The organism is Streptomyces sp. CBMA152 (assembly GCF_014596475.1).
In the GTDB taxonomy this organism is placed as follows: Bacteria; Actinomycetota; Actinomycetes; order Streptomycetales; family Streptomycetaceae; genus Streptomyces.
The window spans coordinates 151172-171888 of record NZ_MECJ01000024.1 but is presented as its reverse complement, the minus strand read 5'-3'; the positions used below and the strand labels follow the sequence as shown (position 1 = coordinate 171888).

The window sequence follows — 20717 nt, the reverse complement described above, 5'->3', positions numbered from 1 at the left end:
GCAAAATGTCACAGCCCCGCGCCCCTGTAGGTGCAGGGCGATGCGTTCGCTCGGGTCATTCGTGCGACCGCACCAGTGTGAAGACCGCGCCCTCCGGGTCCGCCACCGTCGTCACGCGGCCGCTCGAACCGTCGCGTGGGGGCTTGATCACGTGGCCGCCCAGCTCGGTGACCCGGCGGGCCGCCGCGTCGGCGTCCGTGACCTCGAAGTACGTCATCCAGTGCGCGCCCTTGTCGCGCGGCAGCGCGTGGCCGACGCCGTGCAGGGAGGCGACCGGGCGGCCGTCGAGGTGGAGCGTCACATAGTCGAAGTCGGCCGAGACCACCGCCTCCTCCTCGTAGCCGAACACCGACTCGTAGAACTTGGCGACCGCCGAGGTCTCCCGGGTCACCAGCTCGTTCCACACGGGCGTGCCCGGCGCGCCCGCCACCGTGTTGCCGACGTGCGCCTCGGCCTGCCAGGCGCCGAAGACCGCGCCCTCCGGGTCCGAGGCGATCACCAGCCGGCCCGCGTCGCCCGCGTCCAGCGGACCCACCCCGACCGTGCCGCCGCAGTGCCGGATCGCCTCGGCCGTCGCGTCCGCGTCGTCGGTGGCCAGATAGGTGGTCCAGGCGATCGGCAGATGGCGGTCTGGCGGCAGCTGCCCGATGCCCGCGACCTCGGCGCCGTCGAGCACGGCCCGTACGTACGGGCCGAGCGATGCGGGCCCGGGCCGGAACTCCCAGCCGAACAGCGCCGCGTAGAACTCCTGTGTAGGCGCCAGGCCGTGCACCATGAGGCTCACCCAGCAGGGTGTTCCGGGTGTGTGCCGGGTCTCTGCCTGGGACATCGTGACTCTCTCCTCGGACCATCGCTGTGACACCGCGCCCTAAAGAAGTGGGCGGCCGGCCGCGCCGCGCGCCCACCCCCTCGCAGATGCTTGCACCACCGGAGGCGATGCGCGCCCCGGCCGCGCCGCTTTTGGCGTGTTCCCGCAGGAGGGATGCCCACTTTGGCATTTCTCATCCGTTTCGCGCCCGTTACGTTGCGGCGGGCACTGCGCGAGGATGGCCCCATGAACGCCATCATCAGCGCATCCGAACTGGCGAGCGAGCTGGCCGGGGCGCGGCCGCCGGTCCTGCTCGACGTCCGCTGGCAGTTGAGCCTGGCCAAGGCGGCCGGCGCCGCCCCCTTCGACGGCCGGGCCGAGTACGCGGCCGGGCACATCCCCGGCGCGGTCTTCGTCGACCTCGACGCGGAACTGGCCGCCCCGCCCGGCCCGGACGGGCGCCATCCGCTGCCCGATGTGGCCGCCTTCGGCGCGGTGATGCGCCGCGCGGGCGTGTCGGCCGGGACGCCGGTGGTCGTGTACGACGGCGGCCAGGGCTGGGCGGCCGCGCGCGCGTGGTGGCTGCTGCGCTGGACGGGGCACCAGGATGTACGGGTCCTCGACGGCGGCCTCGCCACCTGGAGCGGCCCGCTCTCCACCGAGCTTCCGGCGCCCGCCGAGGGCGACTTCGAGCCGGCGCCCGGCGCGCTGGGGCTGCTCGACGCGGACGCGGCGGCCGCCCTCGCCCGATCGGGGCTGCTCCTGGACGCGCGTGCGGGGGAGCGCTACCGGGGCGAGGTCGAGCCGATCGACCGGGTCGGCGGCCACATCCCGGGCGCGGTCTCGGCGCCGACCACCGAGAACGTGGGCCCCGACGGGCGCTTCCTGGCCGCCGAGGTCCTCGCCGACCGCTTCAAGGCGCTGGGCGCCTCCGGCAGCGAGGTCGGCGTCTACTGCGGCTCCGGGGTCTCCGGCGCCCATGAGGTGCTGGCCCTGGCGGTCGCGGGCATCCCGGCCGCGCTGTACGCGGGCTCCTGGTCGCACTGGTCCTCGGACGAGTCGCGCCCGGTGGCCACCGGCCCCGACCCGCAGTAGCGCGACGCACACCGAGGGGCCCGCGCGCGGCGCGGGCCCCTCGGGTCGTTACGGGCTTCCCCTACGGGGAAGCGGTTGCCGCGGAGAAGCGGCTACTCCTGTTTCTTGCGGCGCGTGCCGAAGACGATCTCGTCCCAGCTCGGCACGGCGGCGCGACGGCCGGGCCGCACGCCATCGGCCTCGGCCTGGCGGTCGGTCGTCCCGGTGAGCCGGTCGCGGTGACCGCTCACCGAGCGCGGCATCAGGACGTCCGCGTACGCGGCACCCGCACCCGCCGAGGCGGCGGGCGCCGGCGGCTCCTCGATCTCCGGCTCGGCCTCGGGCTCGCTCGCCGGGGGCTCGGGCGGGGCGGTGGGCCGCTCGGGCACCACCATGTCGCCCCGGAAGCTGGGCACCGCCTCCAGGAGGCTGGTGAGCGAGTCGCTCTCGTCCGCAGCGGGCTCGGGTGCGGGAGCGGTGGGACGCTCCAGAGGCCGGTCCAACTGCCGGTCCAGGGCGCGGTCCAGCGGCCGGTCCCGGGGCAGCCGGGCGATCCTGGGCACGAACGGGAAGCTCGGCTCGGGGGTGTCGTCGCTCTCGCCGATCAGCGAGCGGGCCTCGTCGTCGACGGCCTGGACGAGACGGCGCGGCGGGTCGTACGTCCAGCTCGCCGCGTGCGGCTCGGTGGCCACGCGGTAGACGAGCAGGACTTCCCAGGTGCCGTCGTCGCGGCGCCAGGAGTCCCACTGGACGCTGTCCTTGTCGGCGCCGCGCAGCAGCAGCCGCTCCTGGACCGCCTCGCCGAGCTGGGGTCCGGTGTTCTCGCCGGGACGCCGGACCGGGGTCTTGCGGGCCCGCTCGGCCATGAAGGCGCGCTCCGCGAGCACCGGGCCCTCGAAGCGGCGCACCCGGTCGACGGGGATCCCGGCGAGCTGGGCGACCTCTTCGGCCGAGGCACCGGCCCGTATACGCGCCTGGATGTCGCGGGGCCGGAGGTGGCTCTCCACCTCGATCTCGATCTGGCCCAGGCGAGCACGGTCGTTGCGCACGGCGGCGCGCAGCCGCTCATCGATCGGAAGCGTGTATTCCGTGCTGTCCGCAGCCTTGAGCACCAGTCGTGTGCCGTCGTTGGAGACGGCCACGACACGCAGTTCGGGCATGGGGACCTCCCGGGTGGTGCCTGCCGACGTCACCTGCGTCGCTGCTTCCGCTAGTCGAGTGTGGCCTGCCCGGGTGCAGCCTGCCACAACATTGCCGAGTTGCCCGGCGTGTCGGGCATGTGCCCTGGTACGCCGTTATGGCACGGTTACCTATTTGCAACGCAGAGTGACCGAAGTGGTCGCTCCACCAGCAGGCGCCCGTGCGGTGCCACGGCTCCGCCGGTTCGAGTGCCGGTTTCGGCCCCCTCCCGCAGGACCCGGAAACCCGTGAGGGAGACCAGGCCCAGGGCTCGCCACAGTACTCCATTCGGGCCACCTGGGTGGACCGCCGCGCCGCCGAAGTTCTCCCGGGGGGCGGGAGTTGGATGCCGTGCGCCGTGACGACACGTACTTCGTACGTGTCGTGCTTCACACAATCGCCAGAAACGGAACTATTCGCTTCGCCCATAGGTCCCCTCTACGTACAAGCTGGCGGAGAAGGGCGAACAGAGGCTGTAGATGGGTGAGAAGCCGGATACCGGGACGAAGCAGGACGAAAAGCGCCTCGACCTGAGCGTTCCCCAGGTCGCGGGCAGCGCGCTCGCGGCGATCGCGGCCGCCGTGCTCGCCTCCAAGCTCGGCGTCTACGGGACGATCCTCGGCGCCGGTGTGGTCAGCGTCGTCGCCACCTGTGGCGGCACGGTCTTCCAGCATCTGTTCCGCCGGACCGGCGAGCAGTTGCGCGACGTCACCGTCCAGACGATCCCGAAGGCCCGTCAGACGCCGGGGCTGCCCGCGTATGAGGAGACGCGCCAGGGCGAGTTCGGCGCGGCCACCGTCCACGGCACCCGCGTCCGGGGCTGGAAGCGCTCCGCGCTGGGCGCCGCGGTCGTCTTCGTCATCGCGATGGCCGGCATCACCACGTACGAACTGGCGTCCGACTCGAAGCTGAGCGGCGGCAAGGGCGGCACCACCTTCGGCTCGGTCGTCAGCGGCAGCGGCGCCAGGTCGTCCGACAAGGAGCCGGAGACCGATCGCGACAACCGCCACACCCCGGGCACGGGCACCGGCGGCGGGCAGTCGCCCTCCAAGGACCCGGGCCAGGGCGGCGGTTCGACGTCCGGCACGAGCGGCACGTCCGGCGGCTCGACCGGTACGAGCCCGACGCCCTCCCCGTCCACCTCGCCCGGCACCACCACCGGCGGCCAGGGCACGACCGGCGGCACCCCGAGCCCGCCGCCGTCCCCGTCCCCGAGCGCGGACACGGGCCCGGCCGCCGGCGGCACGGGCGCGACCGGGAACCCCGGGTCCTCCGCGGCCCCGCCCGCCACCTGAGCGTCAGTCGCCCAGCACCCGCCGCAGATACGCGTTGGCGAACCGCCGCTCCGGGTCGAGCCGGTCGCGCAGCGCGGTGAACTCGCCGAAGCGCGGATAGGCCTCGGCGAAGTACTCCGCGTCCTGGGTGTGCACCTTGCCCCAGTGCGGACGGCCGCCGTGCGCGGTCATGATCCGCTCCACGGCGGTGAAGTACGCCTGGTACGGCGTGCCCTTGTACAGGTGTACGGCGATGTACGCGGTGTCGCGGCCGGACGCCGTGGAGAGCGCGATGTCGTCGGCCGGCGCCGTGCGCACCTCGACCGGGAAGCTGACCCGCAGGCCGGAGCGGTCGACCAGCGCGCGCACCTCGCGCAGCACGTCGACGACGTCCTCGCGCGCGAGGGCGTACTCCATCTCCACGAACCGCACCCGGCGAGGGCTTGTGAAGACCTTGTACGGAATGTCGGTGTACGTACGGGCGGAGAGGGCGCGGCTGGAGATCCTGGCGATGGCCGGGATGGTCGCGGGCACGGCCCGGCCCAGTGAACAGGCCAGCTGGAAGACCCCGTTGGAGAGCAGCTCGTCCTCGATCCAGCCGCTCACCCGGCCGGCCGGGGCGGCGGGGCCCGCGCTGCGGTTGTTGCGCTTGGTGTTGCAGTTGCCGGTGTGCGGGAACCAGTAGAACTCGAAGTGCTCGTTCTCCGCGAACAGTTCGTCGAACTCGCCCGTCACCCGGTCGAACGTCATCGGCTCCTCGCGCGCGGTGAGCAGGAACTCCGGCTCCACCGCGAAGGTGATCGCCGTGACCACCCCGAGCGCCCCGAGCCCGATCCGGGCCGCCGCGAAGACCTCCGGGTTCTCCTTCGCCGAGCAGGTGAGGAGCGAGCCGTCCGCGGTGACCAGCTCAAGTGCCGTGATCTGGGCGGCTATTGACGCCGAGTCGCGGCCGGTGCCATGGGTTCCGGTCGCGGTGGCCCCGGCCACCGTCTGCTCCATGATGTCGCCCATGTTGGTGAGGGAGAGTCCCTCGCGCGCGAGGACCGCGTTCAGCCGCTTCAGGGGCGTGCCCGCCGCGACGGTCACGGTCATCGCCGTACGGTCGATCTCCCGTATGCCGGTGAGCAGATCGGGGCGTATGAGCACACCGTCGGTGGCCGCCGCCGTGGTGAAGGAGTGGCCGGTGCCGACCGCCTTCACCTTCAGGCCGTCCTCGGCCGCCCTGCGGACCACCGCGGCCACCTCGGCCGCCGAGGCGGGGGACACCTCCCGGACCGGCCGTGCGGTGACGTTGCCCGCCCAGTTACGCCACGTGCTGTTGCTCGCTCCGCTCATCTGCCAGCCCCTCCCGTCGTGGCGCCGGCCTGCGCAGCCGGCGGTACCCCGAGAACGCCACCGCGGCCGCGAGCGCTCCCGCCACGACGGGCACCAGATACCCCGAGCGCGCGCCCGCCGCGTCGACCGCCCACCCGGCGGCCGACGAACCGAGCGCCACACCGACCGCGAGCCCGGTACTCGTCCAGGTCATGCCCTCGGTGAGCTTGCTGCGCGGTACGTGCTGTTCGACGAGGGCCATGGTCGACACCATCGTCGGCGCGATGGACAGGCCCGCGACAAAGAGCGCCACGGCCAGGAACGGCAGGCTCCCGGCCAGTTGGAGCGGGATCATACTCACCGCCATCGCACACACGCCCACCAGCCACCTCTTGGCGGGGGCGCCCTTGAACCGCAGCAGCCCGAACACCGCACCCGCCAGACACGAGCCCAGCGCGTACGCCGCGAGCACCAGACTGGCCGCCGCCTTGTGGCCGCGCTCGTCCGCGAAGGCCACGGTGACCACGTCGACCGCACCGAAGATCGCACCCGTCGCGACGAAGGTGGCGACCAGGACCTGGAGGCCGGGGGAGCGCAGGGCCGTGCCGCCGCTGTGGTGTTCGCGCGGATGCGGAACCGGTTCGGTGGCGCGCTGGGCGGTCAGCCAGAAGACGCCGGCGACCAGGAAGGCGGCCGCCATCAGCGGCCCCGCCTCGGCGAACCAGGCGGTGGAGAGCCCGATGGAGAGGATCGGGCCGACGATGAAGCAGAGCTCGTCGACGATCGACTCCCAGGAGTACGCCGCGTGCAGGCTCTGGCCGTCGCCCCGGTAGATCTCGGCCCAGCGGGCCCGGACCATCGAGCCGACGCTCGGCACACAGCCCGCGCCCGCCGAGAACACGAACAGCGTCCAGTCCGGCGCCCCCTGCTGGGCGCAGACGAGCAGTCCGGCGACGGCCGCCACAGCGGCGAGCGTGGCGGGCCGCAGCACCAGGCGCTGCCCGTGCCGGTCGACCAGACGGGAGATGTACGGCCCGAGCACGGCGGCCGACATGGCGAGCGTCGCCGAGAGCGCGCCCGCGAGCCCGTAACGGCCGGTGAGCTGGGAGACCATCGTGACGACGCCGATGCCCATCATCGACAGCGGCATCCGCCCGAGGAGACCGGCGGCGGAGAACCCCTTGGTGCCGGGGGCGGCGAATATCGCGCGGTAGGGACTGGCCATGCGGGGCTCCGGCTTCCGGCTCAACCGAGCAGTTAATTCCTAAAGCTTACGGTGTTGAACTTACGGTGCAGAGTGGCGTGTGTGCACCATGTTTTCCGTGCGCCGCCGCCCTCGGCCGCCGATGTCCGGTTCGGCGGGGTCCCGTTCCCGGTGCCCCGGTTGTCAGTGGCGGATGGCAGGATCGATGTCATGTCCGATCTGCGCGATCAAGCTCCAGGAGCGGCCCTCGAAGCGGCTCCGTACGACGCCCTGCTGCTGCTCTCCTTCGGCGGCCCGGAAGGTCCCGACGACGTGGTCCCGTTCCTGGAGAACGTGACGCGCGGCCGGGGCATCCCCCGGGAGCGGCTGAAGGAAGTCGGTCAGCACTACTTCCTCTTCGGCGGGGTCAGCCCCATCAACGAGCAGAACCGCGCCCTGCTCGACGCCCTGCGCAAGGACTTCGCGCAGAACAGCCTGGACCTCCCGGTCCACTGGGGCAACCGGAACTGGGCGCCGTACCTCACGGACACGCTGCGCGAGATGGCCCAGGCCGGCCACCGCCGTATCGCCGTGCTCACCACCAGCGCGTACGCGTCGTACTCGGGCTGCCGCCAGTACCGCGAGAACCTGGCGGACGCGCTGGCCGCGCTGGAAGCGGAGGGCATCGAGCCGCCCCGCGTGGACAAGCTGCGGCACTACTTCAACCACCCCGGCTTCGTGCGCCCGATGATCGACGGCGTGCTCGCCGCGCTGGCCGCGCTGCCGGAGGAGGTCCGCGCTGGCGCCCATCTCGCGTTCACCACGCACTCGATCCCCACCGCGTCCGCCGACACCTCGGGCCCGGTGGAGGAGCACGGGGACGGCGGCGCGTACGTGAGCGAGCACCTGGACGTCGCCCGGGTGATCGCCGACGCCGTCCGTGAGGAGACCGGGGTGCAGCGGCCCTGGGAGCTCGTCTACCAGTCGCGCTCGGGCGCCCCGCACATCCCGTGGCTGGAGCCGGACATCTGCGACCACCTGGAGGCGCTGCACGGGGACGGCGCACCGGCGGTCGTGATGGTGCCCATCGGGTTCGTGTCGGACCACATGGAGGTCCTGTACGACCTGGACACCGAGGCCACGGCCAAGGCGGCCGAGCTCGGCCTTCCGATCGCCCGCTCCGCCACGGTCGGCGCGGACCCGAGGTTCGCCGCGGCCGTGCGCGAGCTCGTCCTGGAGCGGGCGGCGGCCGAGCGCGGGGAGTCCGTGGAGCGCTGCGCCCTGGGCGCGCTCGCCCCCTCGCACGACCTGTGCCCGGTCGGCTGCTGCCCCGCCCGGGCGCTGCGGCCCGCCGCGGCCGGCGCCGACAGCCCGTACGCGTAAGGAGCGACCATGCCCGCCGAGAACACAGAGAACACCGAGAACCGCGAACTGCTCGCGCTCGCCCTGGAGGCCGCCCGGCGGGCCGGGGCGCTGCTGCGCGACGGGCGCCCGGCCGACCTGGGCGTCGCCGCCACCAAGACCAGCCCGATCGACGTCGTCACCGAGATGGACATCGCGGCCGAGAAGCTGATCACCGGCTTCCTCTCCGAACACCGCCCCGACGACGGCTTCCTCGGCGAGGAGGGCGCCTCCAGCGAGGGCACCAGCGGGGTGCGCTGGGTCATCGACCCGCTCGACGGAACCGTCAACTACCTTTACGGGCTCCCCACTTGGGCAGTCTCCATCGCCGCCGAGCGGGACGGGGTGCGGGTCGCGGGCGTGGTCGAGGCCCCGATGCGCGGCGAGACGTACCACGCGGTGCTAGGCGGCGGCGCGTTCATGGGCGAGCGGCCGCTGCGCTGCCGCCCGGCGGCCCCGCTCGACCGCTCGCTGCTCGGGACCGGCTTCGCCTACGTCCAGTCGGTGCGGGTCCACCAGGCGGAGATCGCGGCCAAGCTGATCCCGCAGTTCCGGGATGTGCGGCGCGGCGGCTCGGCGGCGATCGACCTGTGCGACGTGGCGGCCGGGCGCCTGGACGCGTACTACGAGCGCGGGCTCAACCCCTGGGACCTGGCGGCGGGTGACCTCATCGCGCGCGAGGCGGGCGCCCTGACCGGTGGACGCCCGGGCGACCCGCCGTCGCGGGACCTGACGATCGCGGCGACCCCGGAGCTCTTCGGCCCGCTCCAGGCCCTCCTTGAGGAGTACGGGGCCTGGCACGACTGAGCGGGCCTGTGGACAGCGCGAACCCCCGGCACCGTCCTGCGGTGCCGGGGGTTCGCGTGCGTGCTCAGCTTGCCGTGGCCGCCACCTCGACGCCGTGTTCGGCGGCGAGGCGATGGAGATCGTCGAGCTCGGCCTGTTCGACTTCCACCAGGAAGTCGTCGCCGTTCTCGCGGGCCCGCGTGAGGTCCGTCTCCGTGGCCCTTATGCGCTGCAGGAGTCCTGCGGTGAATGCGTCCATGGTGCGCCCCCTCGTCGTGGGTCGGTGGCACGGGGGTGTGCCGACGGTGGGTCACGATCACGAGCAGCGGGTAGTGGCATGCCACATACAGGGCGTGATCGCGGGTGTGCAGTCGTCCTCCCCCGGGCCGGTCCCACAGAAACCTCAACTCGCGTGGGAATCCGCCGAATTCCGTCGCCGCCGATGAAGCCGCAGGTCGGACGGCGACTGTGCGGCGGCACCGTCTTACCGCCGGTTTATGGCCGTAAGGGGCAGGATGGAAGCGCACAGTCACTGCTTCAGTGCCCACAGAACGGCCCACACGGGCTCGGAAGAACCGCCCGCGTGGGCCCGCGTGCCCCTAAGGGGCGCCGCGGCCCGCGGGGGCTCAGAGGAAGGAAAAGCGCCGTGCGCGTACTCGTCGTCGAGGACGAGCAGCTGCTCGCCGATGCGGTGGCCACCGGACTGCGCCGGGAGGCCATGGCCGTCGACGTCGTCTACGACGGCGCCGCCGCCCTGGAGCGCATCGGTGTCAACGACTACGACGTGGTCGTGCTCGACCGGGACCTCCCGCTGGTGCACGGCGACGACGTCTGCCGCAAGATCGTCGAGCTCGGGATGCCCACCCGGGTCCTGATGCTGACCGCCTCCGGCGACGTCAGCGACCGCGTCGAGGGCCTGGAGATCGGCGCCGACGACTATCTGCCCAAGCCCTTCGCGTTCAGCGAGCTCACCGCGCGCGTGCGGGCGCTCGGCCGCCGTACGACGGTGCCGCTGCCGCCCATCCTGGAGCGGGCCGGCATCAAGCTCGACCCGAACCGGCGCGAGATCTTCCGCGACGGCAAGGAGATCCAGCTGGCCCCGAAGGAGTTCGCGGTCCTGGAGGTCCTGATGCGCAGCGAGGGCGCCGTCGTCTCGGCCGAGCAGCTGCTTGAGAAGGCGTGGGACGAGAACACCGACCCGTTCACCAACGTGGTGCGCGTGACCGTCATGACGCTGCGCCGCAAGCTCGGCGAGCCGCCCGTCATCGTCACGGTGCCGGGCTCGGGATACCGGATCTGACCCCGATGGCCACGACCCCCGCGCCACCGACGGCGCCACCGAAACCGACCTGGGACCCCAGGGGAGCCGAGCCTCCGTTCCCATGGGTGCGGCCGACCATCCGGATACGGCTCACCCTGCTCTACGGCGGCATGTTCATGATCGCGGGCATCCTGCTGCTCTCGATCATCTACCTGCTCGCGGCCGCCGCCCTGCACACGGCCAACGATCTGCCGTTCAAGCTGCTGCCCGAGAGCAAGATCCAGCTGACCAGCAACTCATGCCCGGCGCTCGCCCCCGGCCTGTCGGCCGACGAGGCGAACGCCGCGCTGAAGGCGTGCGTCGCCGAGCAGCGCCAGCACGCGCTGGACGATCTGCTGACCCGCTCGCTGATGGCGCTCGTGGGCCTGAGCGTCATCGCGTTCGCGTTCGGATACGCGATGGCCGGCCGCGTCCTGTCGCCGCTGGGCCGGATCACCCGTACCGCCCGCCGGGTGGCCGGGACCGACCTGACCCGGCGGATCGAGCTGGACGGCCCGGACGACGAGCTCAAGGAGCTCGCCGACACCTTCGACGACATGCTGGACCGCCTGGAGCGGGCCTTCACCGCCCAGCAGCGGTTCGTGGCGAACGCCTCGCACGAGCTCAGAACTCCGCTCGCGATCAACCGCACGCTCCTGGAGGTCCATCTCTCCGACCCCGGGGCGCCCGTGGAGCTCCAGCAGCTCGGCAAGACGCTGCTGGCCACCAACGAGCGCAGCGAGCAGCTGGTGGAGGGCCTGCTGCTGCTCGCCCGCAGCGACAACGAGATCGTCGACCGCAAGCCCGTCGACCTCGCCGAGGTCGCCTCGCGCGCCATCGACCAGGCACGCGGGGAGGCCGAGGCCAAGGGCGTGGAGATCCGCGGCGAGCGGGCGCCCGCCGTGGTGCAGGGCAATGGCGTCCTGCTGGAGCGGATCGCGCTGAACCTGGTGCAGAATGCGGTGCGCTACAACGTCCCCGAGGACGGCTGGGTGTCGGTGACCACCGAGCTCCAGCAGGGACAGGCGGTCCTGCTGGTCTCGAACACGGGGCCGGTGGTTCCCGCGTACGAGATCGACAACCTCTTCGAGCCGTTCCGACGGCTGCGCACGGAGCGCACGGGCAGCGACAAGGGGGTCGGGCTCGGGCTTTCCATCGCGCGATCCGTCGCGCGGGCCCACGGAGGCCGTATCATCGCGGAGCCCCGAGAGGGCGGCGGCCTCGTGATGCGTGTCACCATGCCAGTTTGAGATGCTTTTCGATGCCGTCGAGAAGTTCGCTTTGAGCGGAATTTTCGGGACCCGTTCCGGAAGTGTCCGTGTGTGATCAATCACAAGGGCAAATTTCCGGCCATCTACTCTCCGTGATCATTGCCTCCGCCGGAAAACCGGGAAAAGTCCGGGTTTCCGGGGGGTGAGATCACGGGAAGTACACGGGGTGACGCCCGTGAAGTGCGACATTCGGACCGTGTACGGTCCCGATCGCCATCCAAGACGATCACTCTTGAGGAGTGCGGCTGGGTGTCGATTGAGTAACAGACCTTGATGTGAGGCAAAATCTCCGCCTCGGGTCGGGCACAAGTCCGGCCTCTCACGCGTTACGTGCGCTGGAGACACCGCAACCACCCAGAGGGGGAGAGCGACATGGCAACGGACTACGACACCCCACGCAAGACCGATGACGACGTCGATTCCGACAGTCTTGAAGAACTGAAGGCCCGGCGGAACGACAAGTCGGCCTCGGCCGTCGACGTCGACGATTTCGAGGCCGCGGAGGGCATGGAACTGCCCGGCGCGGACCTTTCCAACGAGGAACTCGCCGTTCGGGTCCTGCCCAAGCAGGCCGACGAGTTCACCTGCATGAGCTGCTTCCTCGTGCACCACCGCAGCCAGCTGGCCCGGGAGAAGAACGGTCAGCCGATCTGCCGCGACTGCGACTGATCAGGCACGTCCGTGGAAGGAGGGGAAGGCGCCGAACCGCCCCGGAAGCGACCGTTCCGGCGAAAGGGTGCCCCGGGTACGCCCGAGGCGTCACAGGGCGGCACAGGCCCGGCAGAGGGCGTCCAGACGCCCACCGAGCCCTCCGCCCTCCCCGCGGTGAGCTCTGCCGCTCGTGCACGTGACGACGAGCGGGGCCGGCCGGCCTCGCTCGAAGCAGTACTGGACGACCAGGCGGGGCCCGCGGCCGGGGCCCGACGCCTGGGCGCCCTGAGAAAAGCCGCCGTCGACAAAGGCGTACCGGCACTGAAGAACGGGGTGCGCAAGAGCGGTGCGAGCGCGAAGGCGGGGCTCGGCCATCTCGCCGACCGCGTCATCGAGATCGCCCCGCGCATTCCGGTGCGCGACCTGACCACGTTGCGCACCCAGTTTCCGGGCCTCGGCCCGGAGGAAATCGCCGACAAACTCATCGCGGGCGCGGCCAACGCCACCTCCGCGGTGGGCGCGGGAATCGGCGCCGCCGCGATGCTGCCCGTTCCGCCCGCGATGCCGGCCGAGCTTGCCGCTGAGGTCACCGGAGTCGCGGCCATCGAGCTCAAGCTGATCGCCGAGCTCCACGAGGTCTACGGAATGCGGCCGCCCGGCAATCTCACCCAGCGCTCCACGGCGTATCTGACGTCCTGGACCGAGGAGCGGGGTGTCCAGGTGACCAAGCCGTCGACCGTCAATGCGGCGCTCGGCGTGCAGATGAAGCGTGAGCTGCGCCAGCAGATCACCAAGCGCATGGTGCGGAATCTGCCGAATCTCACGCCGTTCATGGTGGGAGCGGCGGTGGGCGCTGTCATGAACCGGCGCGATACGAAGAAAGTCGCCGCGCGGGTGCGGGCCGATCTGCGGGCCCGGCAGGTGCCGTGGGATGCGCTGGCCGAGCTGCCTCCGCTGGAGCAGCCCACCGACCCGCTGCGGCCGGGTGAGCTGCCCAAGGAACTCGGCAGCTAGCCGAGCTTCACGCCTTCAGCCCGTCCAGTGCCGCCTTCAGCGCCTGCGGGTCCCTCGTCGAGAGGTACACGTACGGGGTCGGGTCCTCGGGGTCCGTGACCTCTACCCGGACCGCCGTCGGGATGTAGCTGCGGAGCAGCATGAACGCGCGGGGGTCGGCCTTGTGGAGGCGCCAGGCCCGGGCCTCCTCCGCGTCCAGGACCTCCGGCTCGCCCAGGGCCGTCACCGGGATCCGGGCGTCGCCCGCGATCAGGGTGCCCGCGACCACCCGGATGCGTACCGAGCCGTACGAACTCACCACCACGGCGGCCGCGGCCGTGCCGCCGATGAGGCCACCGAGGAGCGGCAGGCCGCCGAGCGGCAGCAGCATCAGCGCGCACGCGACACCCACCAGGGCGGCGATCATCCACCAGGAGCGGGGCGCGGTGAGGCGTTCGGTGTACTGAGGGGCGTTCGGCTGCATGACAGCAAGCTTGGCACGACGCGCTTCGCGCCCGGGACCGCGGGTAAGGTCAGCGGCTGTGACTGCTAGATCTGCGTCCCTGACGCCCCCGGCCGACGCCGCGCCGCCGGTCAGGCACCCCGACGCGCCCGCCCCCGGAGAGCTGCTCGGCGCGCACTACGAGCACTGCTTCGGCTGCGGTGGCGGGCAGCCCCACGGGCTGCACCTCCAGGCGCGGGCCGGTGAGGGCGTGCGGGTGACCGCCGAGTTCACCGTGCGCCCCGCCCACCAGGGCGCCCCCGGCCTCGCGCACGGCGGCGTGCTCGCCACCGCGCTCGACGAGACGCTCGGCTCGCTGAACTGGCTGCTCCAGACCATCGCCGTGACCGGCCGCCTGGAGACCGACTTCGTGCGTCCGGTGCCGCTGGACACCGTGCTGTTCCTGGAGGCCGAGGTCACCGCCGTGTCCGGACGGAAGATCTACTCCACCGCGACCGGCCGGATAGGCGGCCCCGACGGGCCCGTGGCGGTCCGGGCCGACGCGCTGTTCATCGAGGTGAAGGTGGACCACTTCATCGAGAACGGCCGCGCCGAGGAGATCCAGGCCGTCATGTCCGACCCCGACCAGGTCAGGCGCGCCCGCGCCTTCGAGGTGAACCCGTGACCCGTAACCCCGTAGACGTCCTCATCCGCCGTGTCGACCCCGAGGTGCCGATTCCGGCGTACGGGCACCCCGGTGACGCGGGCGCCGACCTCGTCACCACCGAGGCCGCCGAACTCGCTCCGGGGGAGCGGGCGGTGCTGCCGACGGGGGTGAGTATCGCCCTGCCCGACGGGTACGCAGCCTTTGTGCATCCGAGGTCCGGCCTGGCCGCACGCTGCGGTGTCGCCCTGGTGAATGCCCCAGGGACGGTGGATGCCGGGTACCGTGGGGAAATCAAGGTGATCGTGGTCAATCTCGACCCGCGCGAGAGCGTGCGGTTCGAGCGATTCGACCGGATTGCCCAACTGGTCGTCCAGCAGGTCGAGAAGGTGCGCTTCCACGAGGTGGCGGAGCTTCCCGGCTCGGCGCGGGCCGAGGGGGGCTTCGGTTCCACCGGCGGTCATGCCGCCGTGGGCGGCACTACGGGTGGGAATCGATACGCTTCGGTCGTATCCGACCGGGAAGGACAGTGACGTGTTCGGACGTCGCAAGAAGAGCGGATCCGCCGAGGACATGGCGGGCGAGGCCGAGCAGGTCGTCGACGGCATCGACGCCGAAGATGCCGACTACGCCGATGACAAGGCCGAAGAGGGCGAGCCGCGCAGGGTGAACCTGCCGCCGGCCCCCCGGCCGGACGGTCCGTGGGACATCTCCGAGGTGTCCGAGGCCGGCGAGGGCCGGGTCGACCTGGGCGGCCTGTTCGTCCCCGGGGTCGAGGGGATGGAGCTGCGGGTCGAGGTCGCGGGCGACGCGATCGTGGCGGCCACCGTCGTGCTGCGCGACAGCGCGGTGCAGCTGCAGGCCTTCGCGGCCCCCAAGAACGAGGGGATCTGGGGCGAGGTCCGCGAGGAGATCGCCTCCGGCATCACCCAGCAGGGCGGGATCATCGACGAGGTCGAGGGTCCGCTGGGCTGGGAGCTGCGGGCCCAGGTGCCGGTGCAGCTGCCGGACGGGACCAACGGGGTCCAGCTGGTCCGCTTCGTGGGTGTGGACGGCCCGCGCTGGTTCCTGCGCGGTGTCATCTCCGGCCAGGGCGCGGTGCAGCCGCAGGCGGCCGGGCTGCTTGAGCAGATCTTCCAGGACACGGTCGTCGTCCGCGGCGAGGGCCCGATGGCCCCGCGCGACCCGATCGTCCTGAAGCTCCCGGACGACGCGCAGATGATGCCCGACGGCGTCCAGCAGGAGGAGCAGGAGGGCTCCCGCTTCTCCGGCGGAATGGGCCAGCTCCAGCGCGGCCCGGAAATCACCGAGGTGCGCTGACCCGAAACGGGTTCACAAGGATGGGCCGTACCCCTATGGGGGGTGCGGCCCATCGGCCTTTTCTTGAGGAGCGCGGGGCCATCGCCGACCGCGCGTGGTGCCGATTGCGTGGTGCCTATAAGGGGCGCGGGGAACTGCGCGACCAGCCCAAGGCGGTCCGCAGTCGCACGACAACATCACCAGTGGAGCATTGGGCGCACATTCTTGACGTGTCCATAGCCGAGCCCTAGGTTCACGGGCCATCGCGAGCGTTCAAAAGGACGCCCATCGTTCACGTACAAGAACGGATGGCCCTCACATGCCCCTGCGCAAACCCCCGCGTGCCCCCCACCGCAGGCGCCGAGCCATAGGCGCGCTGCTCGCCGTCACAGCGGTACTCGGCGCCCTCACCGCCGGGCTCGGCACCACGGCCCGTCCCGCCACGGCGGCGGACGCCACCTTCGTCCACCCCGGAGTCCTCGTCTCAAGGCCCCAGCTCGACTTCGCCCGCCGCCAGGTGGCCGCGGGCGCCCAGCCCTGGAAGAGCGCGTACGACCAGCTGGCGGCGAGCCCGTACGCCGACCTCGCCCGCACCCCCAAGCCACGCGCCGTCGTGGAGTGCGGCTCGTACTCCAACCCCAACTACGGCTGCACGGACGAGCGCGAGGACGCCCTCGCCGCGTACACCGACGCGCTCGCCTGGTACATCACCCAGGACAGCCGGTACGCGAAGAAGGCGATCGAGCTCATGGACGCCTGGTCGGGTGTGATCACGAGTCACACCAACTCCAACGCGCCCCTCCAGACCGGCTGGGCGGGCTCGGTCTGGCCGCGCGCCGCCGAGATCATCCGCGCGACGTACGACGGTGGCTGGGCGAACCAGGGCCGCTTCGCGACCATGCTGCGCACGGTCTATCTGCCCGAGGTGATCAACGGCTCGAACTCCAACGGCAACTGGGAGCTGTCGATGACGGAGGCCGCCGTCGGCATCTCCGTCTTCCTGGACGACCGGACCTCGTACGACAAGGCCATGGCCAGGTTCCGCACCCGCGCCGCCGCCTATGTCTACCTGGCCTCGGACGGGGCGCTGCCCAAGACCGTGCCCTCCCAGCACCTCGACACCCGGGACAAGATCGTCAAGTACTGGCAGGGGCAGTCCACCTTCGTCACCGGCCTCACCCAGGAGACCTGCCGCGACTTCACGCACACCGGATACGGCATCTCCGCGATCTCGCACACCGCCGAGACCAGCCGTATCCAGGGCCAGGACCTCTACTCGACGGACGTCGGCGAGCGGCTGCGGCAGGCGCTGGGCTTCCAGTCCACGTACGAACTGGGTGCGGCCGTGCCCGGCTGGCTCTGCGGCGGCAGCGTCAAGCGCGGCCTCGGCCCGGTCACCGAGGTCGGCTACAACGCCCTGCACAACCGGCTCGGCATCGCCATGGCCCGCACCCAGACGCTCACCGAGCAGAACCGTCCGGCCGGCTCCGACAACCTCTTCGTCGCCTGGGAGACGCTGACGCACGGCGACAACCCGAACTGATCCACAACCGTCCATTGCCCGGCCGGACGCCATCTGCCCATACTGGCGCCCGGCGGGGCATCACGGACGTACGTACGGGGGAGCGCATGAGCGAGAGCACCAGCGGACGCGGCGGCACGACGGCGCTCGCCGATGAGCCGGGCGCCGGGCCGATGGTCCGCGTCGAGGACCTGCGCCGTTCGTACGGGGAGGGCGCGGCGGCCGTGCACGCGCTGCGCGGGGTCTCCTTCGAGGTGCCGCGCGGCGAACTCGTCGCCCTCAAGGGCCGCTCCGGCTCCGGCAAGACGACCCTGCTCAACCTGGTCGGCGGGCTCGACCGGCCCGACGGCGGCAGCATCACCGTGGACTCCACGGATCTGTCCGGGCTCGGCGAGGACGGCCTCCTCGCACTGCGCCGCGACCGTATCGGCTTCATCTTCCAGTCCTTCGGACTGATCCCGATCCTCAGCGCCGCCGAGAACGTAGGTGTGCCGATGCGGCTGCGCCGGACCGACCCCGCCGAGCGCGACGCGCGCGTGGAGCTGCTGCTCGGGCTCGTCGGGCTCGCCGACCACGCCCAGCAGCGGCCCGGCGAGCTCTCCGGCGGCCAGCAGCAGCGCGTCGCCATCGCCCGTGCGCTCGCCAACCGGCCCGCCCTCCTGATCGCCGACGAGCCGACCGGCCAGCTGGACGCCGAGACCGGGCTCGCGGTGATGGAGCTGCTGCGCGCGGTGGTGCGCAGCGAGGGTGTCACGGTCCTCGTCGCCACCCACGACAACCAGCTCCTGGGCCTCGCGGACCGGGTCCTGGAGCTCGGCGACGGACAGATCATCGACCACGGCTGACAGACGCATCACCGACCACGGCTGACGCCACCCCGCCCCGCCTGCGACATCAGAATCGCGTCAATACGCACGCCAGACCGCCCCCCGGTCCGATTTGCCCGGATCAGTGGCCGTAAGGTCGGCAGCGCGTACGCAGCGTTTTTCTGAAAGACAATGGGGCCATGGCACGCGGCAAGCTTCGGATATACCTCGGTTCGGCACCGGGCGTCGGCAAGACGTACGCGATGCTGTCCGAGGGCCACCGGCGCGTGGAGCGCGGCACGGACTGCGTGGTCGCATTCGTGGAGCACCACGGCCGCCCGCGCACCGAGGTGATGCTGCACGGCCTGGAGCAGATCCAGCGCCGCGACATCGAGTACCGCGGCTCGGCCTTCACCGAGATGGACGTCGACGCCGTCCTGGAGCGCAGACCCGCGGTCGCCCTGGTCGACGAGCTCGCCCACACCAACGTCCCCGGCTCGCGCAACACCAAGCGCTGGCAGGACGTCGAGGAGTTGCTCCAGGCGGGCATCGACGTCGTCTCGACCGTCAACATCCAGCATCTGGAGTCGCTCGGCGACGTCGTCGAGTCGATAACCGGCGTACGCCAGCGCGAGACCGTGCCCGACGAGGTGGTGCGGCGCGCGGACCAGATCGAGCTGGTCGACATGTCGCCGCAGGCGCTGCGCCGCCGCATGGCGCACGGCAACATATACAAGTCCGACAAGGTCGACGCGGCCCTGTCCAACTACTTCCGCCCCGGCAATCTGACCGCGCTGCGCGAGCTCGCGCTGCTGTGGGTCGCCGACCGGGTCGACGAATACCTCCAGCAGTACCGGGGCGAGCACAACATCCGCTCCACCTGGCAGGCCCGCGAGCGGATCGTCGTCGGTCTGACCGGCGGGCCCGAGGGCCGCACCCTGATCCGGCGCGCGGCCCGGATGGCCGCCAAGGGCTCCGGCAGCGAGATCCTCGCGGTGTACGTGGCCCGCAGCGACGGCCTGACCTCGGCCTCGCCGAAGGAGCTGGCCGTCCAGCGCACCCTGGTCGAAGACCTCGGCGGAACCTTTCACCACGTCATAGGCGACGACGTGCCCGCCTCGCTCCTGGAGTTCGCCCGGGGCGTCAACGCCACCCAGATCGTCCTCGGCTCCAGCCGCCGCAAGGCCTGGCAGTACGTGTTCGGGCCGGGCGTGGGCGCGACCGTCGCCCGGGACTCGGGGCCCGACCTCGACGTCCACATCGTCACCCACGAAGAGGTGGCCAAGGGGCGCGGGCTGCCGGTGGCGCGCGGTGCGCGGCTCGGGCGGGCCCGGATCATCTGGGGCTGGGCGGCCGCGGTCATCGGGCCGGTGCTGCTGTCCATCCTGCTCACCAACGTCGACGCGGACCTCGGGCTCGCCAACGACATGCTGCTGTTCCTGACGCTTACGGTGGCCGCGGCGCTGCTCGGCGGACTGGTCCCGGCGCTCGCCTCGGCGGCCGTCGGCTCGTTCCTGCTGAACTACTACTTCACGCCGCCGATCCACAAGATCACGATCGCCGACCCGAAGAACATCGTCGCCATCGTGATCTTCGTGTTCGTGGCGGTCTCGGTGGCCTCCGTCGTCGACCTGGCGGCCCGCCGCACCCATCAGGCGGCCCGGCTGCGCGCCGAGTCCGAGATCCTGTCGTTCCTGGCGGGCAGCGTGCTGCGCGGCGAGACCACCCTGGACGCCCTCCTGGAGCGGGTCCGCGAGACCTTCGCCATGGAGTCGGTGGCCCTGCTTGAGCGCGCGAGCGACGTCGAGCCGTGGACCTGCGCGGGCAGCGTCGGGCCGCACCCCGTCGCCCGCCCCGAGGACGCCGATGTCGACATGCCCGTCGGCGACCACATGGCGCTCGCCCTGAGCGGCCGCGTACTGCCCGCCGAGGACCGCCGGGTGCTCGGCGCCTTCGCCGCCCAGGCCGCCGTCGTCCTGGACCGCCAGCGACTGGTGGACGAGGCCGAGGAGTCCCGCAAGCTCGCCGAGGGCAACCGCATCCGCACCGCGCTGCTCGCCGCCGTCAGCCACGACCTGCGCACCCCGCTCGCCTCCATCAAGGCCGCCGTCACCTCGCTGCGCTCCGGCGACGTCGAGTGGTCCGAGGAGGACGAGGCCGAGCTGCTCGCGGGCATCGAGCACGGCGCCGACCGGCTTGACCACCTCGTCGGCAACCTGCTCGACATGTCCCGCCTCAACACCGGCACCGTCGTTCCGATCATCCGCGAGATCGACCTCGACGAGGTGGTCCCGATGGCGCTCGGCGGCGTCCCCGAGGACAGCGTCGAGCTGGACATCCCGGAGACCCTACCGATGGTCGCCGTCGACCCCGGGCTCCTGGAGCGGGCGGTGGCCAACATCGTCGAGAACGCCGTCAAGTACAGCCCCGACGCCGTGCCCGTCGTCGTCGGCGCCAGCGCGCTCGGCGACCGCGTCGAGGTGCGCGTCGCCGACCGCGGCCCCGGCGTGCCCGACGAGAGCAAAGAGCGGATCTTCGAGCCCTTCCAGCGGTACGGTGACGCTCCGCGCGGCGCCGGCGTCGGACTGGGGCTCGCCGTCGCCCGGGGATTCGTCGAGTCGATGGGCGGCACCCTCACCGCTGAGGACACCCCCGGCGGCGGTATGACCATGGTTCTCACCCTCAAGGCGGTGCCCGGCCCCAGCCCGGTCGTCGCCGATCTCTCCGCCCAGGTCACCTCGTGACCCGCG

The 20717-nt window shown here is 71.8% G+C and carries 20 protein-coding genes; 14 read left to right on the top strand and 6 right to left on the bottom strand.

The window, feature by feature from the left end:
- Positions 1–55: 55 nt before the first annotated feature.
- Complete coding sequence (locus BG418_RS20705; protein WP_188275424.1) at positions 56–829, bottom strand: VOC family protein; 774 nt, start codon at positions 827–829, stop codon at positions 56–58.
- Between the two features lie 225 nt (positions 830–1054).
- On the opposite strand from BG418_RS20705, the gene BG418_RS20700 reads away from it, so the two are divergent.
- Positions 1055–1903, top strand: a complete 849-nt coding sequence (locus BG418_RS20700) for a sulfurtransferase (protein WP_188275423.1) — start codon at positions 1055–1057, stop codon at positions 1901–1903.
- A 92-nt stretch (positions 1904–1995) separates the two neighbouring features.
- Here BG418_RS20700 and sepH read toward each other — a convergent pair whose 3' ends face one another.
- Positions 1996–3042 (bottom strand): septation protein SepH, encoded by a 1047-nt coding sequence (gene sepH / locus BG418_RS20695; protein ID WP_188275422.1) that lies wholly within the window; start codon positions 3040–3042, stop codon positions 1996–1998.
- Between the two features lie 498 nt (positions 3043–3540).
- Between sepH and BG418_RS20690 the strand changes: the two genes are divergently transcribed.
- Positions 3541–4356 carry a hypothetical protein gene (locus BG418_RS20690; protein WP_188275421.1) on the top strand — a complete coding sequence of 272 codons (816 nt, stop codon included), beginning with the start codon at positions 3541–3543 and terminating at the stop codon, positions 4354–4356.
- 3 nt (positions 4357–4359) lie between these two features.
- Here the strand turns inward: BG418_RS20690 and BG418_RS20685 are convergent, their stop codons facing one another.
- Both BG418_RS20685 and BG418_RS20680 read right to left on the bottom strand, forming a co-directional pair.
- Positions 4360–5670 (bottom strand): D-arabinono-1,4-lactone oxidase, encoded by a 1311-nt coding sequence (locus BG418_RS20685; RefSeq protein ID WP_188275420.1) that lies wholly within the window; start codon positions 5668–5670, stop codon positions 4360–4362.
- Positions 5639–6874, bottom strand: coding sequence for an MFS transporter (locus BG418_RS20680; RefSeq protein WP_188275419.1), 1236 nt, complete (start codon positions 6872–6874; stop codon positions 5639–5641). Before BG418_RS20680 ends, BG418_RS20685 begins: the two co-directional genes overlap by 32 nt.
- A 189-nt stretch (positions 6875–7063) precedes the next feature.
- Between BG418_RS20680 and BG418_RS20675 the strand changes: the two genes are divergently transcribed.
- Positions 7064–8215, top strand: a complete 1152-nt coding sequence (locus BG418_RS20675; RefSeq protein WP_188275418.1) for a ferrochelatase — start codon at positions 7064–7066, stop codon at positions 8213–8215.
- 9 nt (positions 8216–8224) lie between these two features.
- Positions 8225–9040: an inositol monophosphatase family protein gene (locus BG418_RS20670; protein ID WP_188275417.1), complete on the top strand. Its 816-nt coding sequence runs from the start codon at positions 8225–8227 to the stop codon at positions 9038–9040.
- A 64-nt stretch (positions 9041–9104) separates the two neighbouring features.
- Here BG418_RS20670 and BG418_RS20665 read toward each other — a convergent pair whose 3' ends face one another.
- A complete protein-coding gene (locus BG418_RS20665) occupies positions 9105–9278 on the bottom strand; it encodes a hypothetical protein (RefSeq protein WP_188275416.1) in 174 nt (57 codons plus the stop codon).
- 387 nt (positions 9279–9665) lie between these two features.
- On the opposite strand from BG418_RS20665, the gene BG418_RS20660 reads away from it, so the two are divergent.
- The 4 genes from BG418_RS20660 to BG418_RS20645 all read left to right on the top strand — a co-directional run bounded on the left by BG418_RS20660 (position 9666) and on the right by BG418_RS20645 (position 13255).
- Positions 9666–10319, top strand: coding sequence for a response regulator transcription factor (locus tag BG418_RS20660; protein ID WP_101390599.1), 654 nt, complete (start codon positions 9666–9668; stop codon positions 10317–10319).
- 5 nt (positions 10320–10324) lie between these two features.
- Positions 10325–11569: a HAMP domain-containing sensor histidine kinase gene (locus tag BG418_RS20655; RefSeq protein ID WP_188275415.1), complete on the top strand. Its 1245-nt coding sequence runs from the start codon at positions 10325–10327 to the stop codon at positions 11567–11569.
- A gap of 393 nt (positions 11570–11962) precedes the next feature.
- The gene (locus BG418_RS20650; RefSeq protein WP_067165176.1) at positions 11963–12259 is read left to right on the top strand and encodes a DUF4193 domain-containing protein; all 297 of its coding nucleotides are present in this window, start codon (positions 11963–11965) and stop codon (positions 12257–12259) included.
- Between the two features lie 12 nt (positions 12260–12271).
- Positions 12272–13255 (top strand): hypothetical protein, encoded by a 984-nt coding sequence (locus BG418_RS20645; RefSeq protein WP_188275414.1) that lies wholly within the window; start codon positions 12272–12274, stop codon positions 13253–13255.
- 7 nt (positions 13256–13262) lie between these two features.
- Here BG418_RS20645 and BG418_RS20640 read toward each other — a convergent pair whose 3' ends face one another.
- Positions 13263–13718 (bottom strand): DUF3093 domain-containing protein, encoded by a 456-nt coding sequence (locus BG418_RS20640; protein WP_188275413.1) that lies wholly within the window; start codon positions 13716–13718, stop codon positions 13263–13265.
- 58 nt (positions 13719–13776) lie between these two features.
- On the opposite strand from BG418_RS20640, the gene BG418_RS20635 reads away from it, so the two are divergent.
- The 6 genes from BG418_RS20635 to BG418_RS20610 all read left to right on the top strand — a co-directional run bounded on the left by BG418_RS20635 (position 13777) and on the right by BG418_RS20610 (position 20711).
- A complete protein-coding gene (locus BG418_RS20635; RefSeq protein ID WP_188275412.1) occupies positions 13777–14361 on the top strand; it encodes a PaaI family thioesterase in 585 nt (194 codons plus the stop codon).
- Positions 14358–14873 carry a dUTP diphosphatase gene (gene dut / locus BG418_RS20630; RefSeq protein ID WP_188275411.1) on the top strand — a complete coding sequence of 172 codons (516 nt, stop codon included), beginning with the start codon at positions 14358–14360 and terminating at the stop codon, positions 14871–14873. The genes BG418_RS20635 and dut overlap by 4 nt, the downstream gene beginning before the upstream one ends.
- Before the next feature lies 1 nt (position 14874).
- Positions 14875–15660 (top strand): DUF3710 domain-containing protein, encoded by a 786-nt coding sequence (locus tag BG418_RS20625; RefSeq protein WP_188275410.1) that lies wholly within the window; start codon positions 14875–14877, stop codon positions 15658–15660.
- A gap of 298 nt (positions 15661–15958) precedes the next feature.
- Positions 15959–17182: an alginate lyase family protein gene (locus BG418_RS20620; RefSeq protein ID WP_188275409.1), complete on the top strand. Its 1224-nt coding sequence runs from the start codon at positions 15959–15961 to the stop codon at positions 17180–17182.
- Positions 17183–17268: 86 nt separating this feature from the next.
- Complete coding sequence (locus tag BG418_RS20615) at positions 17269–18006, top strand: ABC transporter ATP-binding protein (RefSeq protein WP_188275408.1); 738 nt, start codon at positions 17269–17271, stop codon at positions 18004–18006.
- A gap of 161 nt (positions 18007–18167) precedes the next feature.
- Complete coding sequence (locus BG418_RS20610) at positions 18168–20711, top strand: sensor histidine kinase KdpD (protein ID WP_188275407.1); 2544 nt, start codon at positions 18168–18170, stop codon at positions 20709–20711.
- Positions 20712–20717 lie beyond the last annotated feature (6 nt).

Excerpts from the sequence above, each read along its gene's own strand:
- BG418_RS20685 (WP_188275420.1), bottom strand. The coding sequence starts at position 5,670 with ATGAGCGGAGCGAGCAACAGCACGTGGCGTAACTGGGCGGGCAACGTC.
- BG418_RS20700 (WP_188275423.1), top strand. The coding sequence starts at position 1,055 with ATGAACGCCATCATCAGCGCATCCGAACTGGCGAGCGAGCTGGCCGGG.
- BG418_RS20680 (WP_188275419.1), bottom strand. The coding sequence starts at position 6,874 with ATGGCCAGTCCCTACCGCGCGATATTCGCCGCCCCCGGCACCAAGGGG.
- BG418_RS20690 (WP_188275421.1), top strand. The coding sequence starts at position 3,541 with ATGGGTGAGAAGCCGGATACCGGGACGAAGCAGGACGAAAAGCGCCTC.
- BG418_RS20620 (WP_188275409.1), top strand. The coding sequence starts at position 15,959 with ATGCCCCTGCGCAAACCCCCGCGTGCCCCCCACCGCAGGCGCCGAGCC.
- BG418_RS20705 (WP_188275424.1), bottom strand. The coding sequence starts at position 829 with ATGTCCCAGGCAGAGACCCGGCACACACCCGGAACACCCTGCTGGGTG.
- BG418_RS20675 (WP_188275418.1), top strand. The coding sequence starts at position 7,064 with ATGTCCGATCTGCGCGATCAAGCTCCAGGAGCGGCCCTCGAAGCGGCT.
- BG418_RS20670 (WP_188275417.1), top strand. The coding sequence starts at position 8,225 with ATGCCCGCCGAGAACACAGAGAACACCGAGAACCGCGAACTGCTCGCG.
- BG418_RS20610 (WP_188275407.1), top strand. The coding sequence starts at position 18,168 with ATGGCACGCGGCAAGCTTCGGATATACCTCGGTTCGGCACCGGGCGTC.
- BG418_RS20640 (WP_188275413.1), bottom strand. The coding sequence starts at position 13,718 with ATGCAGCCGAACGCCCCTCAGTACACCGAACGCCTCACCGCGCCCCGC.
- sepH (WP_188275422.1), bottom strand. The coding sequence starts at position 3,042 with ATGCCCGAACTGCGTGTCGTGGCCGTCTCCAACGACGGCACACGACTG.
- BG418_RS20665 (WP_188275416.1), bottom strand. The coding sequence starts at position 9,278 with ATGGACGCATTCACCGCAGGACTCCTGCAGCGCATAAGGGCCACGGAG.
- BG418_RS20615 (WP_188275408.1), top strand. The coding sequence starts at position 17,269 with ATGAGCGAGAGCACCAGCGGACGCGGCGGCACGACGGCGCTCGCCGAT.
- BG418_RS20650 (WP_067165176.1), top strand. The coding sequence starts at position 11,963 with ATGGCAACGGACTACGACACCCCACGCAAGACCGATGACGACGTCGAT.
- BG418_RS20655 (WP_188275415.1), top strand. The coding sequence starts at position 10,325 with ATGGCCACGACCCCCGCGCCACCGACGGCGCCACCGAAACCGACCTGG.